Source organism: Streptomyces sp. NBC_00996 (genome assembly GCF_045162675.1).
Classification (GTDB): domain Bacteria; phylum Actinomycetota; class Actinomycetes; order Streptomycetales; family Streptomycetaceae; genus Streptomyces.
The window spans coordinates 937,717-952,434 of sequence record NZ_CP108723.1 but is presented as its reverse complement, the minus strand read 5'-3'; the positions used below and the strand labels follow the sequence as shown (position 1 = coordinate 952,434).

Sequence of the window (14,718 nt, the reverse complement as noted above, 5' to 3'; positions counted from 1 at the left end):
GGTGCGCGAAGGGACTCATCGTGAAGATCCACCACCTGAACTGCGGTTCCATGCGGACGATCGACACCGAGGAGGGGAGCCTGCCCGCGGTCTGTCACTGCCTGCTCGTCGAGACCGACCGTGACGGACTCGTCCTGGTCGAGAGCGGCCTCGGTACGGCCGATGTGGCCCGGCCCGAGGAGAGCCTCGGCGCGGAGTTCCTCGGCCGGGCGCAACCCGTCCTTGACCTTGGGGAGACCGCACTGCGCCAGGTCGCCGGATTCGGATTCCGGCCCGAGGACGTCCGGCACCTCGTGCTCAGCCACCTCGACCTCGATCACGCGGGAGGCATCGCCGACTTTCCCTGGGCCAAGGTCCATCTGAGCGAGGCCGAACACCGCGCGGCGATGGCGGCACCCGGCGCCCACCCCGAGGACCGTGTCCGCTACCGCCCGGCCCATTGGGCGCACCGGCCGCACTGGGTGACGTACGCGCAGCCGCAGGGCGAGCCCTGGTTCGGATTCGACGCGGTCCGCCCGCTGGAGGGCCTGGAAGCGGAGATCCTGCTCGTCCCGCTCGGCGGCCACACCCGCGGACACAGCGCGATAGCCGTCGAGGACTCCGGCCGTTGGCTCCTGCACTGCGGCGACGCCTACTACTTCCACCGCGAGATCGATCCCGACCGTCCTCAGGGTCACCCCGGGATGGACATCCTCCAGCAGATCACCGAGGTGGACCGGCCGCTGCGACTCGGCAACCATGCCCGGCTGCGGGAGCTGGTACGTCTGCACGGCGACGAGATCGACGTCTTCAGCGCGCACGACCCCTGGGAACTGGCGCGGTACGCGGGCGGTGGCCCGACCGGGTCCTGACCGCGCCGCCTTGAAATGAGCAGCGGGTCCTGACCACGCCGCACCGAAACTCACCGCGCGGGCTCGCATTCGCGGGGCGCAGGACCCCGTTCTCGCGACGAGGCAACTGGTGCACCGCGGCGGCGGGCAGAGGAGACACCCTCGCCGCCGGGGAGAAGGACCCCGGGATCGACGGCCGGGCGCAGCCGAGAGACGGGGGCGGGCGGATCGTGGACCGGGCCGCGCGTCGCCGCTCTTCAGCGGTCGGCCTCCGACCGCAGACAGAGACGCAGTTGGTGGAGACCGCGTCGGCAGTGGCTCTTGACCGTGCCGAGGGGCCAGCCGGTGTGCCGCGCGATCTGCGTCTGGGTCAGGTCCTCGTAGAACGCGAGGTGAAGCACCCGCCGCTGCGGCGCGGGGAGTCTGGCGAGCTCCTGCCGGATGAGTACACGGTCGAGTACGGATTCGGGGCGGGCGCGCGTGTCGTCGGCCGGCGTCAGAAGGGCGCCGGCCGATGACACCAGCTCGGTGCGGCGGCTCCGCGCCGACAGCGCGTCGGCGATCTTGCGCCGAGTGATGCCGACGAGCCATCCGGGGATCGGGCCGCGCTCGGGGCGGTAGCCCTGCCGACCCCGCCACGCCGCCAGGAACACCTGCTGCGTGACGTCCTCGGCCTCGGGCGCGTCCCTGAGCGAGCGTCTGGCCAGGGCGTGCACCAGTGGACCCCAGCGGTGATATGCGGCGGCAAGGCAGGCCTCGTCACCGTCCACGAGGCCCTGGGCGATGTCTGCTTCGGCGCGATCCTGGGCGGCTTCTTTCGCATGGGCAAGCACCTCTTCGCGTTCGCCCACGGGCGGCTCTGCGCGTTCGCCCACGGGCTGCGCAAGGACGGGATCTGCGGTCATGGCGACGGCTCCTTGGGGTCGGGAGGGCTCCCGGTCGTGAGGCGCCTCCCTCGACACGCCCCATGAGCCCCATGGTGTGAAGCGAGGAACAACTCGGACAACTCGCATCGATTCTGCGTCGTATAGTCGCCGTATGGGCGAGGACCAGCCGGCGAGGCGACGAGACCCGGACGTACAGCCCGCCGTCACCACGGGTGCCCTGGCCCGTCGCCTCGGGGTGTCGCCCACCACCCTGCGCTCCTGGGACCGGAGGTACGGCGTGGGGCCCGCGGTCCGTTCCGGCGGGCGGCACCGCCGCTGGGCGCCCCGGGATGTGGCGATGCTCGAGGAGATGTGCCGTCTCACCTCTGCCGGGGTGCCGCCCGCCGAAGCGGCCACGGCGGCCAAGGCGGGCGCCGGTCGGCTTCACCTCGGCGCGGATCGGTCCGCACAGAGCCGGACACCGCCCGCGCGCTCGCGGGCAGCCGGCGCGCTGCCGCTCGGCGATGTCCGGCAGGAGTGCAGGGGACTCGCCCGCGCTGCCGTCCGCCTCGACGCGCCCGCCGTGGCCGACCAGTTGACCTCATTGGTGGACCGGCACGGCCTGGTCGTCGCCTGGAACGAGGTGATGGTGCCGACACTGCACGCGATCGGACGCAAGTGGGAGTCCTCCGGCGACCGTTATGTGGAGGTGGAGCACCTGCTGTCCTGGCACATCTCCGGTGTGCTGCACCGCGCCACAGAGCCCGTGGGTCCCGGCACTCCGGCCTCTGCCGGCAAGGGAGCCGTGGTGCTGGCGTGCGTCCCGGGCGAACAGCACAGCCTGCCGCTGGAGGCGCTCAACGCGGGCCTCCTCGAACTCGGCCTGCCCACAAGGATGTTCGGTGCGGCAGTCCCTGCGGAGGCTCTGACCGCGGCGGTACGGCGTCTGGGCCCGATGGCCGTGGTGCTGTGGGCCCAGACGCGTTCCTCGGCCGACCGGCCCCTGGCCCGGCTCATCGCCGCCACCAGCTGGGGCGTCAAGGGCGCCCGCAACCGTCCCGCCGTCCTGCTCATTGGCCCGGGCTGGGCGGGCCACCCGGTGCAGAGCACGCTCCGCCCGCTGGGACTGCGGGATGCGCTCGATGCCCTGGCCGGCATGTACGACGAGTTCGGGGTGGGCCCGCGGAGTCGGCCACCCGCCGCGCTGTGAGGGAGCCGTTCACCCCACCGTCGGTGTCGGTGTGGGCGTCACGGACGACGTCGAGGAACCGTCCGCGGGCGGAGTGAGCACCACGGTCGGCTCACCCGGCTGGGGCGCCGGAGGCGTGACGTCCTGCGCGGGCAGATTCGGCTTCCGGGTTTCCTGGAACAGCACCTGATCGAAGTTGACCATCCCCGTCTTCTCCATGATCGTGATGTGGTCGAGCACGGTGTCATTGGCCTGGTCGGCGAGTTGACGTACCAGCGAGTTCTCGGTCGAGGCCCTGATCTTCGCGATGACCGGGAAGATCTGCCCGTGGGTCACCCGCAGGATGTTGGCGAGGTCGGTGTCGAACTGCTTGCCGCTGTCCGCGCTCAAGGTGGCCACAAAGCCCTGCTGTTGCGGAGACGGCTTGTTGGGCAGGGTGATGCCGAGTTGTGTGGCGACCTTGCGGCAGGTGGCGTCCAGCGCGGCATGGCCCTTGATCAGGTGCTGGCCCGCGGTTCTGACCGCCGGTGTGGTGCCCTTCTGCAGGGCCAGCTGTCCGGAGGGGTACTCCCACAGCCCGGCGGCCCGCACCTTGACGACGAAGTCGCGGTCGGCCTCGGTGAGCGGTCCCGTCGAGGTATGGGCGATCACGCGCGTCGGGGCACTGGACGTGGTCTGCAACCCGAGCGCGGCGGGGTAGGCGAGCGCGGCGAGGGTCATCGTCAACGCACCGGCCACGAAGAGGGTTCCCATGTTCCGTCCAACGCGCATTGAGCCTCCTGGCAGGGCGGCGGAGCAGAGCCGGACGCTCTGCTCCGCCGCATGATGGATCCGGGCCGACGGATCCGGTACGGGTGGTTCGGATGCCCACCAGTACGGCCGTGCACGGGAGAGGAATCTTTAGCTTGGGTAAAATCCGTGGACGCGCCTCGCCGTCCTCGTCGGCTCAGCCGAGGTTCCGGGCGGCCTTGAAACGGGCCAGCCCGTCCGGGAGCTCGACGATGGGGTCGGGGTAGTCATGGGCGGCGCGTGCCAGGCCCGACAGTTTCCACGGCTCGTGCACGGCGGCCCCCGCGAGTCCCGCAAGTTCCGGCACCCAGCGCCGGACGTACACCCCGTCCGGATCGAAGCGCTTGGCCTGCGTCACAGGATTGAGGACGCGGTGGGGCCGCGAGTCCGTACCCGTTCCGGACATCCACTGCCAGTTGAGCTGATTGTTGGCGATGTCGCCGTCCACCAGCAGCTCCAGGAAGTGCCGGGCGCCGACCCGCCAGTCCACGTACAGCGTCTTGCTGAGGAAACTGGCGGCCAGCAGGCGCCCACGGTTGTGCATCCAGCCCTCGTGGCGCAGTTGGCGCATCGCCGCGTCGACCAGCGGATAGCCGGTACGGCCCTGTTTCCAGGCATCGACGTCGTCCCGCGCCTCCGCCTGAGACCGCCAACGGTCGTTGCGGGTGCGGTAGTCGGCGGTGGCCGCCTCGGGCCGGGCGGCCAGCACCTGGTGGTGGAAGTCCCGCCAGGCCAGCTGGCGTACGAAGGCCTCGGCGCCGGGGCCGCCCGCGCTGCGAGCCCGGTGGACGAGCTCGACCGCGGAGAGCGTACCGAAGTGGAGGTGGGGGGAGAGCCGGGAGGTGGCGTCGCCTGGCAGGTCGTCGTGGCGTTCCTCGTACGACGCGATGCCGTCGCGCAGCCAGGCCGCGAGCCGTTTCCTCGCCTCTGTCTCGCCGCCCCGGGCCAGCCCCTGCGACACCCGGAACAGGCCCGTGCGGGAGGGGATCTTCTCCGAGCGGACGCCGTCGGGCACCCGGATCGCCCGGGGCGCGGCGACCACGTCGCGGAGCTGCTGCTGCGACCAGCGCCGGAAGTACGGCGTGAAGACGGCGAAGTGGTCCGAGGAGGCGGGAACGACGGCGCCGGGTGCGAGCGCGGTGATCACGGTGTCGTGGACGTGCAGGCGACAGCCCTCGGCCTCCAGGGCCGCGCGCAGTCGCTCCTCCCGGCGGTGCGCGTAGGCGCTGACTCCCGCCGCCATGTGCACCTCGTCCGCGTCCGCCTCGGCGACCACCTTGCACACCTGCGCGACCACATCGCCCGAGCGCACCACCAGACGGCCGCCGCGCTCCCGGATCCCGTCGTCGAGATCCGCCAGGCAGTCCGCGAGGAACGCCATCCGGTTGGGAGCGGTGAATCCGGCCGCGGCGACGGCGTCGTCTCGTACGAAGAGGGGCACCAACGCGGTCGAGTCGTCGTGGGCCGCGCGCAGCGCCGGATGATCGTGCAGGCGCAGGTCCGAGGTGAACAGGACGAGAGAAACGCTCATGGTGCGGCTCCGACGGGGGACATGGAACTCCGAAGGGGGACAAGGAAAACGAAGGGGATACAGGGGCGGAAGGAGGCGACGAGTGCTGCCGTGAGCGCTTCGGGCCTGCGGCCCCCCCGCGCGGATGCGGGGATCACCGAGAAGGCATGGCGACTGTCCGTGCCCGCGTCGGAGCCTCCTTGGCCGCGGCCTTGGCGATGTTGCGGGCCATGCCGCCGAAGACCACGGCGTGGAAGGGCGAGACACTCCACCAGTAGGCGTGTCCCAGCAGCCCGCGCGGATGGAACAGGGCGCGCTGCCGGTAGCGGGTCCGACCGTCGTCGCCGACCTCGGCGTACATCTCCAGCCAGGCGAGTCCGGGCAGTCGCATCTCGGCACGCAGACGCAGCAGACGAGCGGGCTCGATCTCCTCCACACGCCAGAAGTCGAGCGAGTCGCCCGCCCGCAGCCGGGCGGCGTCACGCCGCCCGCGCCGCAGTCCGACACCGCCCATCAGCCGGTCCAGCCAGCCGCGGACGGCCCAGGCCAGCGGGAAGGAGTACCAGCCGTTGTCACCGCCGATGCCCTCGATCACCCGCCACAATGCCTCGGGTGGCGCGTCCACGATCAATGCGCGACGGTCGCTGTAGAGGCTGCCGCCGGCCCAGTCGGGGTCGGTGGGCAGCGGATCGCTGGGCGCGCCGGGCACCGAGGCCGACGACCACCGGGTCGTGACCTGGGCGTCCCGCACGCGTTGCAGCGCCAGGGACACCGCCTCGTCGAAGCCGAAGGGACGCCCGGGGAGGTCGGGGATGTACCGGACGATGTCATGTTCGTGACACACGACCTCGTGGCGCAGCGACTCGGTGAGCGGGCGCGCGATGGACGCGGGCACGGGAGTGACCAGCCCGACCCAGTGGCTCGACAGTCCCGGGGTCAGCACCGGCACCGGCAGGATCAGTCTGCGCGGCAGGCCGGCCACCGCGGCATACCGCTGCATCATGTCCAGATAGGTCAGGACCTCGGGACCGCCGATGTCGAAGGTGCGGTTGACGTCGGCGGGCATGCGGGCGCTGCCGACGAGGGCGCGCAGTACATCCCGCACGCCGATGGGCTGGATGCGGGTGTGCACCCAGCTCGGCGTGACCATGACCGGCAGCCGTTCGGTGAGGTAGCGCAGCATCTCGAACGAGGCGGAGCCGGAGCCGATGATCACGGCGGCGCGCAGGACCGTGGTCGGCACACCCGAGTCCAGCAGGATACGGCCGACCTCGGCGCGGGACCTGAGGTGAGGTGACAGTCGTTCCTCGGGCACGCCCGCCGGAGTCAGGCCACCCAAATAGACGATGCGCCGCACGCCCGCGGCACCGGCCTGCTCCCCGAAGATCCGGGCCGCCCTCCGGTCGGTCTCCTCGAAGTCGGCGCCGGTGCCCAGGGCGTGCACGAGGTAGTACGCGACATCCACGCCGACGAGAGCCTCGGCGACCGAGCGGGCGTCCGTGACGTCCCCACGCACCACCTCGGCGTTGCCCGCCCATGGGTAGTCCCGCAGCTTGGCGGGGGAGCGGGCCAGACAGCGCACCCGATGCCCCTCGGCCAGCAACTCGGGGACCAGACGGCCGCCGATGTAACCGGTGGCTCCGGTCACCAGACACCGCAGGCCGGGGTGGGGACGGTCGTCGCTCATGGGTCCTCCGTGGCTCGGTCGGCTGCCCCCCTCAGGTTGCTCCCCTCATCCATGTCTTCCCCGTGGACACCGCCCGCGGATGCGCGCCTCAGCGCGGTCCCGGCCGGCGCGTCGGACTGCCGTCGAGCTGTCCGGCCCGTCGGACGAACTCCACATGCAGATCGTGGGCCGCACGCGGCACCGAGTCCGCCCGGCGGCGCTGCAGCATCACGACTCGAGATCCACCCCTATCTGTGGGCCGGGATCGGTCTGAGCAGGGCGCTGCCGCCCAGACCGAGGTTGATCAGTTCCACACCGCCGCGGGAGGCGGCCGGCGCCGGCCAGGTCGTGGTGGGGCTCGCGGCGTCGGAGCCGTGGCTGATCGAACTGCCGTGGTGCAGCCACACCCTGCGGCTCTGTTCCGGCGCGGCTTCGACGGGGGCGTCGGTGCGCAGGGCGACCATCTGGGTGATCTCGTTGTGGGGGAGCCAGATCTCGACGTCCTTCACACCCAGGGGCAGACCGGTGAACCGGACGGTGCCGACCGGGCCGGGCCGGGTTTCCATGGCACCGGTGGTCATGTCCATCATCAGGACGTTTCCACCGGTCGTGCCGGCCTGGGCGGTGAGCCGACCGTCGACGAGCAGGTCGTACACGCCGTCCGGACGGGGCGGGGCGCCCTCTTAGGCCATCTTGGTGCGGAGGGTGTCCAGTTCGACGGCGGTGGCCCGGGTGCGGAACACCATCCGTACGCCGGAGGGCTGGGCCTCCGCCGTGGCCAGCTGCCCGTCGGCGCACTGTGCGCGGGCCCGCGCGGGCAGCCGGTGCGGCAGCACCCCGTGCTCGGTGCGCTCCACCTCGAGCGCGCCGCGCAGGAGGTCCGCGGTGACGGCGCGGCAGGGTCGCCGCCCGGCGAGTCCAGCAGATCGAGCGCCGACGCCGTGACGCCGAAGACGGCCGGTGAGGCGTTGGTGTTCCTCGGGCGATCGGTGGCCGCCCAGGTCGCGTACGGCGTACGCAGCGCCACCGCGTCGTCCGGCAGCCACAGGCCGCCCAGCTCCAGCGAGACCGTCCGGGAGGCGGTGAGCGCGGCGAGCCGCATCGCGGGGGAGGGGCGCAGGCCCGGCTGTTCGCGCGCCTCGGTGAACGCGAACAGCGCCTCGTCGGAGTCCGTCACACCGGCGAGGAGCATCACGTCGTTCAAGCCCCAGCCCGTGTACCAGGGCACCGTCCCGTCGAACCGCCAGCCGCCGCCCTCCCGGGTGACCCGGACCGGGAGGCGCGGATACGCGCGCAGCTGGGCGTAGGCGACCCCGGACAGCAGCTCCCCCTTCGCGAGCGGCCCCAACAGCCGTTCCCGCACCGGGAGTTCGCTGTTGGCCAGCGTGATCACCGGTGTGTGGTGCTGGGTCTGTACGAACCAGGTCGAGCAGCACGCCCCGGCCAGGATCTCGGTGGTCTCCCGGGCCACCGCGGCCGGCGCCGCCGACCCGCCGTACTCCACCGGCGCGCTCACTCCGAGCAGCCCCGACCGCTTGACCGCCTCGATGCTGCTCGCCGGCACAACCTCCTGGTCCACGCGCTCCGCCTGGGGCGCCAGCACCTCGGCAGCCAGCTGCCGGGCGCGGGTGACGAGCGGATGCGGTGGGATGGTCATCGAAAGAATCTCCCGCTGTTGTGGTGGCGGGTGTCGATCCGGCGCTCCCGCGTTCGTGTAGTCAGTGAAGACCACCCCATGCGAGAGACCACCGAGGAGGACACCTCATGAAGTACTACCTCTTGAGCGTGATGCAGCCGCAGGGCGAACCGCCCGCGCCCGAGGTCCTGGAAGAGATCATGCACAGCCTCGATGTCTTCCACGCGGAGCTGCGGGAGGCCGGTGCCTGGGTGTTCGCCGGGGGACTGCACGGGCCGGAAACGGCCACGGTGCTGCGCGCCAAGGGCGCAGAGGTCCTGGTCACCGACGGCCCGTACACCGAGAGCAAGGAGTACCTGGGCGGCATCTGCCTCATCAAGGCCCCCGACCTCGACGCGGCGCTCGCATGGGGCCGCAAGGCGACCGTGGCGACGACACTTCCCATCGAGGTGCGGCCCTTCATGGGCGAAGCGTGATGACTGCCGGCATCGAGGATGTCTTCCGCGCGGAGTACGGCCGCGCGGTCGCCGTCCTCATCCGCTTCCTCGGCGACATCGACCTCGCCGAGGAAGCGGTGCAGGACGCGTTCACCACCGCGGTGCAGAAGTGGCCGGAGACGGGCATACCCCCGAGCCCCGCCGGGTGGATCATCACCACCGCCCGCAACCGGGCCATCGACCGGCTCCGCCGTGAGTCCACGCGAGAGGCCCGGCACGCCGAGGCGGCCCAGCTGTACGCACCGGACGAACCGCCCGAGGAGGGCCCCGTGCGCGACGACCGGCTCCGCCTGATCTTCACCTGCTGCCATCCCGCCCTCGCCACCCGGGCCCAGGTCGCCCTCACCCTCAGACTCCTCGGCGGTCTGACCACCCCGCAGATCGCGCGTGCCTTCCTCGTGCCCGAGCCCACCATGGCCCAGCGCCTGGTGAGGGCCAAGGCCAAGATCCGCGACGCCCGCATCCCCTACCGCATCCCGCGCGACGCCGACCTCCCGGACCGTGTCAGAGGAGTCCTGGCGGTCGTCTACCTCATCTTCAACGAGGGCTACGGAGGCCGCGAGGACCTCTGCGCCGAGGCCCTCCGCCTGGGGCGCCTGTTGGCCGAACTCATGCCGGACGAGCCCGAGGCCCTCGGCCTGCTCGCTCTGATGCTCCTCATCGAGGCCCGCCGGCCCGCCCGCGCGACACCGGACGGAGACCTGGTCCTCCTCGCCGACCAGGATCGCTCCCGGTGGGACCGCGCCCTGATCGTCGAGGGCCAGTCCCTCGTACGCCGGTGCCTGCGCCTCAACCGTCCTGGCCCCTATCAGATCCAGGCCGCGATCAACGCCGTACACAGCGACGCCCCGTCCGCCGCCGCCACGGACTGGGGCCAGATCCTCCAGCTGTACGACCAACTCATTGCCCTCGCACCCAGCCCGGTCGTGGCGCTCAACCGCGCTGTCGCGGTGGCCGAGGTCGAGGGACCGGAGCCGGCCCTCGCATGCGTCGAAGCGCTCGACCTGGACGGCTACCACGCCTTCCACGCCGTACGAGCGGATCTGCTGCGCCGTCTCGGCCGCCGCACGGAGGCCGTGCGGGAGTACGAGGCGGCCATCGCGCACACCGAGAGCGCGGCGGAGCGCGCCTACCTCGAACGGACGCGGGCCGCGCTGATACCTGACTGAGCGGGCTCGTCGAGGAGGAGGACCCGAGGCGCCGTCACCAAGGCTCCGGCGATGGCGAGTTGCCGGCACCGGCCGCCGGAGAGCAGACCCGCGCGGCGGCTCGTCGGCGCGCGCAGCGCGGGGAACAGGCCCAGCGCCTCGGCGATCGCCCCCTTGCCCCGCCGCCGCCCGTCCACGGCCGGCTGGAGGTTCCCCGCGGTGGTGAGAACCTCGTCCACCGCCGCGTCGGCCCGCTCGACCGGCGCAGCGTCCTCGTGTACCTCCCTCCGCGCGGCGAGAGGTGGCGGCGGTTGTATCGCGCGGTCCGCATGCGGTGGCCGGTGCTGAGCGACGGGGAGGACGAGCTCCTGCGGGCCCTGCTGGGATGGCTGGTGGACACCTTCGCCCCGGCGAGCGCGAAGACCACACTCTGAATCCGCCCACTTACGCAAAGTGGTTCCCGCGTCCGGAATTTATTTGGGTGCATGAAAGGTTGGCGTATACATCCAGCTAAGGTTGGCTCATACAACCAGCCACCGAGCACGTTCGCGCGGCCGACCTGCCCGTCCGCGCCCCGACCAGCGAGGCACCGTGAACCACTCCGCACCCGTACAGCCCGCCGACGTCGTCTCCCGGCTGCGCGCCACCTTCCGCTCCGGCCGCACCAAGCCCGTCGCCTGGCGTACGAACCAGCTGCGCCGCCTGCGCGAGATGCTCACCTCGCACGGCGAGGACCTCGCCACCGCGCTCCACACGGACCTCGGCAAGAGCTCCGCCGAAGCCTTCCGCACCGAGATCGACTTCACCGTGCGCGAGATCGACCACACCTTGGAACACCTCCACGGCTGGCTGCGCCCCGAGTCCGCCCCGGTCCCGGTGCACCTCGGCGCCGACGCGACGGCCTGGACGCAGTACGACCCCCTGGGTGTCGTCCTCGTCATCGCCCCCTGGAACTATCCGCTGCAGCTTCTGCTCACCCCGATGCTCGGTGCGCTGGCCGCGGGCAATGCCGTGGTCGCCAAGCCCAGCGAGCTGGCCCCCGCGACCTCCGCCGTCGTGGCCCGGCTGCTGCCGCAGTACCTCGACACCGATGCGGTCGCCGTCGTCGAGGGCGGCATCCCGGAGACGACGACCCTGCTGGCCGAGCGCTTCGACCACATCTTCTACACCGGTAACGGCACCGTCGGCCGCATCGTGATGCGCGCCGCCGCCGAGCACCTCACCCCCGTCGCCCTCGAACTGGGCGGCAAGTCCCCGGCGTTCGTCGACCGCGCGGCCGACCTGGCCGTTGTCGCTGACCGCCTGGCCCGCGGCAAGTTCCTCAACGCCGGACAGACCTGCGTCGCGCCCGACTACGTCCTCACCGATCCCGAGACTGCCCGCGCCCTGGAGTCCGAGCTCGCCCAGGCCGTCGAGGCGCTCTACGGCCCCGAGCCGCGGGCGGCCACCGAGTACGGGCGGATCATCAACGAGCGGCACTTCGACCGGCTCAGCGCCCTGCTCGACTCCGGTCGCACTGTCACCGGTGGCGACAGCGACCGCGGCGAAAAGTACATCGCGCCGACCGTCCTCGCCGACGTCGACCCCAAGTCGCCCGTCATGCAGGAGGAGATCTTCGGCCCGATCCTCCCGATCGTCACCGTGGCGGACCTCGATGAGGCCATCGGCTTCATCAACGACCGGGACAAGCCGCTGGCCCTGTATGTCTTCACCGAGTCGGACACCACCCGGGAGCGGATCGCCGCCGAAACCTCCTCCGGAGGCCTGGGCTTCGGGCTGCCGCTGGCCCATCTGACCGTCTCCGACCTGCCGTTCGGCGGGGTCGGTGAGAGCGGTATGGGCAGCTATCACGGCCGCTACTCCATCGAGACGTTCAGTCATCGCAAGGCGGTGCTGGAGAAGCCGCTCGGCTGAACCGAGCCGAGTCGAGGCGGGCGGTGGCCCGGGCCGGTCTTCGGACGGGTCCGGGCCACCGGTGTGTCGACCAACCTCCGCCGCGTGCCCGACAGTTCTCTGCCAACGTTGTCAGATCTGACTGGTCTACACCCTTGACTGGTACATACCAAAGCGGTTGAGTGTGCCTCCACACCCCCCACCGCGGCCGCCCCCGACGCCGTGGCCGGCCTCGCCGGCGCGTGCGCACAAGGCTCTGCTTCGCTCTGCCCTTGTACCGGGAGCGGCCGTGCTGCGCGAAGGAGTTGACCCTGTGTCGAGGCGCCGTATCTCCGCAGTGATGGCCGCGATCGTCGTCGGAACCGCCGTACCGGCGCTGCTGCCGGCCACGAGCGCGTCCGCCGCGGCCTGTTCGAGCTACCCGAACTGGGTGGCCGGCAAGTCCTACGTCACCGGCAACATCGTCCGGTACACCGACGGCAAGGCGTACATCGCCGAACACGACAACCCTGGTTACGACCCCACCATCAGTACCTGGTACTGGGAGCCGTACGCCTGCGACGGCGGCTCCACGCCCTCGGACGGTTTCGTCGTGAGCGAGGCGCAGTTCAACCAGATGTTCCCGAACCGAAATTCCTTCTACACCTACAGCGGGCTGCGGGCGGCGATGAGCGCCTATCCGGCCTTCGCCAGCACCGGCAGCGACACGATCAGGAAGCAGGAGGCCGCGGCCTTCCTCGCCAACGTCAGTCACGAGACCGGTGGCCTGGTGTACGTGGTGGAGCAGAACACGGCCAACTACCCCCACTACTGCGACTGGAGCCGGCCGTACGGCTGCCCGGCAGGCCAGTCCGCGTACTACGGCCGCGGCCCGATCCAGCTCAGTTGGAACTTCAACTACAAGGCCGCGGGCGACGCGCTCGGTATCGACCTCCTCAACAACCCCTACCTGGTGCAGAACGACGCCTCCGTGGCCTGGAAGACCGGACTCTGGTACTGGAACACGCAGACCGGCCCCGGCACGATGACCGGCCACAACGCCATGGTCAACAGCGCTGGATTCGGCCAGACGATCCGCAGCATCAACGGCTCCCTGGAGTGCGACGGCAAGAACCCCGCGCAGGTGCAGAGCCGGGTGGATGCCTACCAGAGGTTCGTGCAGATCCTCGGCACCACGGCGGGCGGCAACCTGTACTGCTGACGCCCGCACCGGCACCGGCGGCAGCTGCGTGGAAAGGGACCGTTGGACCGACACGGCACCACACGGCCCGTGCGCATTGTTTTCGACACCATGCCGGATGACCGTACGCTGCAGGAGAGCATCGACGTCATTCCCGCCGACCTCTGGTTCGCCGACCCCAACGGGACCCCCGAGCACCGTCGCCACCTGACAAGGAACTTCGCCGAAGAGATTCGTCGCGAACTCACCGCCGGGGGCCCGGCATGACCTGCATCGTGAACGACAAGAGCTTCGACGAAGAACCACAACCCGGCCAGTGCCTGCGCACTTTCCTTCGCTCACTCGGCCACTTCGGCGTCAAAAAGGGTTGCGACGCAGGCGATTGCGGCGCATGCACGGTGTGGTTGGACGGAAATCCGGTGCACAGCTGCATCACTCCTGCTTTCCGCCCAGACGGTCGTGAGGTGACGACGATCGAAGGCCTCGGATCACCCGGAAACCTGCATCCCATGCAGCGGCAGTTCCGCGACGCCCCGGGGTTCCAGTGCGGCTTCTGCACCGCAGGGATGATCATGACGACGGCAACATTCACCGAGGCCCAGAAGAATGACTTGCCACGGGCGTTGAAGGGCAACCTGTGTCGCTGCACCGGCTATCGAGGGATCGAGGATGCCGTGAAGGGCGTCGTCGGCGTGGAGCCGGCCGCGCCGGGAAAGGCCGTCGGGACGAGCATCGGTGCGCCGGCAGCCGACGATGTGGTCACCGGTCGCGCCGAGTTCACGATGGACACCCACATGGAAGGCACGCTGCACCTCAAGGTGCTGCATTCGCTTCACGCGCACGCCCGAATCATCTCGATCGACAAGACCGCCGCACTCGCCGTTCCCGGCGTGCATCAGGTCTATACCTGGGAAGATGTGCCGCGCAAGCGTTTCACCACAGCGATCCACACGGACCATCTCGTCGATCCGGACGACACCTTCATCCTCGACGACACGGTCCGCTTCGTCGGCCAACGCGTCGTTGCGGTCCTGGCCGACACGGTCGGGGCGGCAGAAGAGGGCTGCCGAAAGGTCGTCGTGGAATACGAGATGATGCCGGCGGTATTCGATCCCGAAGCGGCAATGGCCGAGGGAGCGCCACAACTGCACGCCACGGACGATCCATTCGCCCGCGACCTCGTCCACAACATCCTGCTCGAGATGCATTCGCACATCGGCGATGTCGACGCTGGGTTCGCAGAAGCCGACGTGATCCACGAAGGAACGTACTCGTCACCGCGCGTGCAACATGCGCATCTCGAAACCCACGGCTCGATCGCCTGGATGGAGGACGGTCGTCTCAACGTCCGCACCAGTTCGCAATCGCCGTCGATAGCGAAAGTCAAACTCTCCTATCTGTTCGCGCTGCGACCGGACCAGCTCCGCGTGTTCTGCAAACGCGTCGGCGGCGGCTTCGGCGGCAAACAAGTTGTCTTCTACCTTGTCACCAGGCAGATCTGGACTCTGCCCTGA

Annotated in this window: 15 protein-coding genes and 1 pseudogene; 9 read left to right on the top strand and 7 right to left on the bottom strand. The window is 70.5% G+C overall.

The annotated features are described in order from the left end of the window. The first annotated feature begins 20 nt into the window (after nucleotides 1–20). On the top strand, nucleotides 21–851 hold the full coding sequence (locus OG390_RS04865) for an MBL fold metallo-hydrolase (RefSeq protein WP_406165230.1): 831 nt from the start codon (nucleotides 21–23) through the stop codon (nucleotides 849–851). Between the two features lie 236 nt (nucleotides 852–1,087). On the opposite strand, the gene OG390_RS04860 is transcribed toward OG390_RS04865, so the two are convergent. Next, nucleotides 1,088–1,735 carry an RNA polymerase sigma factor gene (locus OG390_RS04860; RefSeq protein ID WP_406165228.1) on the bottom strand — a complete coding sequence of 216 codons (648 nt, stop codon included), beginning with the start codon at nucleotides 1,733–1,735 and terminating at the stop codon, nucleotides 1,088–1,090. A gap of 133 nt (nucleotides 1,736–1,868) precedes the next feature. Between OG390_RS04860 and OG390_RS04855 the strand changes: the two genes are divergently transcribed. After that, nucleotides 1,869–2,906: a MerR family transcriptional regulator gene (locus tag OG390_RS04855; protein ID WP_406165226.1), complete on the top strand. Its 1,038-nt coding sequence runs from the start codon at nucleotides 1,869–1,871 to the stop codon at nucleotides 2,904–2,906. Between the two features lie 9 nt (nucleotides 2,907–2,915). On the opposite strand, the gene OG390_RS04850 is transcribed toward OG390_RS04855, so the two are convergent. The 5 genes from OG390_RS04850 to OG390_RS04830 form a co-directional block, all read right to left on the bottom strand. Beyond that, nucleotides 2,916–3,656 (bottom strand): DUF4142 domain-containing protein, encoded by a 741-nt coding sequence (locus OG390_RS04850; RefSeq protein ID WP_406165224.1) that lies wholly within the window; start codon nucleotides 3,654–3,656, stop codon nucleotides 2,916–2,918. A gap of 175 nt (nucleotides 3,657–3,831) precedes the next feature. Further along, on the bottom strand, nucleotides 3,832–5,205 hold the full coding sequence (locus OG390_RS04845) for a cryptochrome/photolyase family protein (protein WP_406165222.1): 1,374 nt from the start codon (nucleotides 5,203–5,205) through the stop codon (nucleotides 3,832–3,834). A gap of 133 nt (nucleotides 5,206–5,338) precedes the next feature. Further along, nucleotides 5,339–6,871, bottom strand: a complete 1,533-nt coding sequence (locus OG390_RS04840; RefSeq protein ID WP_406165220.1) for an SDR family oxidoreductase — start codon at nucleotides 6,869–6,871, stop codon at nucleotides 5,339–5,341. Nucleotides 6,872–7,098: 227 nt separating this feature from the next. Continuing rightward, nucleotides 7,099–7,440 carry a hypothetical protein gene (locus OG390_RS04835; protein ID WP_406165218.1) on the bottom strand — a complete coding sequence of 114 codons (342 nt, stop codon included), beginning with the start codon at nucleotides 7,438–7,440 and terminating at the stop codon, nucleotides 7,099–7,101. Then, entirely contained in the window at nucleotides 7,440–8,507 is a 1,068-nt protein-coding gene (locus OG390_RS04830; RefSeq protein WP_406165216.1) for an acyl-CoA dehydrogenase family protein, read from the bottom strand. The genes OG390_RS04835 and OG390_RS04830 overlap by 1 nt, the downstream gene beginning before the upstream one ends. Before the next feature lie 107 nt (nucleotides 8,508–8,614). Here OG390_RS04830 and OG390_RS04825 point away from each other — a divergent pair, with 107 nt between their 5' ends. Beyond that, nucleotides 8,615–8,962 (top strand): YciI family protein, encoded by a 348-nt coding sequence (locus OG390_RS04825; protein WP_406165214.1) that lies wholly within the window; start codon nucleotides 8,615–8,617, stop codon nucleotides 8,960–8,962. Beyond that, complete coding sequence (locus OG390_RS04820; RefSeq protein WP_406165212.1) at nucleotides 8,962–10,152, top strand: RNA polymerase sigma factor; 1,191 nt, start codon at nucleotides 8,962–8,964, stop codon at nucleotides 10,150–10,152. The genes OG390_RS04825 and OG390_RS04820 overlap by 1 nt, the downstream gene beginning before the upstream one ends. Here OG390_RS04820 and OG390_RS04815 read toward each other — a convergent pair. Next, complete coding sequence (locus tag OG390_RS04815; protein ID WP_406177502.1) at nucleotides 10,113–10,268, bottom strand: ATP-binding cassette domain-containing protein; 156 nt, start codon at nucleotides 10,266–10,268, stop codon at nucleotides 10,113–10,115. The two genes, OG390_RS04820 and OG390_RS04815, sit on opposite strands and share 40 nt — an antisense overlap. Between OG390_RS04815 and OG390_RS04810 the strand changes: the two genes are divergently transcribed. The 5 genes and pseudogenes from OG390_RS04810 to OG390_RS04790 all read left to right on the top strand — a co-directional run. After that, nucleotides 10,212–10,565 (top strand): hypothetical protein, encoded by a 354-nt coding sequence (locus tag OG390_RS04810; RefSeq protein WP_406178351.1) that lies wholly within the window; start codon nucleotides 10,212–10,214, stop codon nucleotides 10,563–10,565. The genes OG390_RS04815 and OG390_RS04810 overlap by 57 nt on opposite strands. Before the next feature lie 157 nt (nucleotides 10,566–10,722). After that, complete coding sequence (locus tag OG390_RS04805) at nucleotides 10,723–12,045, top strand: aldehyde dehydrogenase family protein (protein ID WP_406165210.1); 1,323 nt, start codon at nucleotides 10,723–10,725, stop codon at nucleotides 12,043–12,045. Nucleotides 12,046–12,337: 292 nt separating this feature from the next. Further along, nucleotides 12,338–13,225 carry a glycoside hydrolase family 19 protein gene (locus OG390_RS04800; protein ID WP_406165208.1) on the top strand — a complete coding sequence of 296 codons (888 nt, stop codon included), beginning with the start codon at nucleotides 12,338–12,340 and terminating at the stop codon, nucleotides 13,223–13,225. Between the two features lie 69 nt (nucleotides 13,226–13,294). Continuing rightward, nucleotides 13,295–13,471, top strand: a complete 177-nt coding sequence (locus OG390_RS04795) for a hypothetical protein (protein WP_406165206.1) — start codon at nucleotides 13,295–13,297, stop codon at nucleotides 13,469–13,471. Then, a pseudogene (locus tag OG390_RS04790) lies at nucleotides 13,468–14,679 on the top strand (molybdopterin-dependent oxidoreductase); the annotation flags it as partial. The gene OG390_RS04795 and the pseudogene OG390_RS04790, both read left to right, overlap by 4 nt. Nucleotides 14,680–14,718 lie beyond the last annotated feature (39 nt).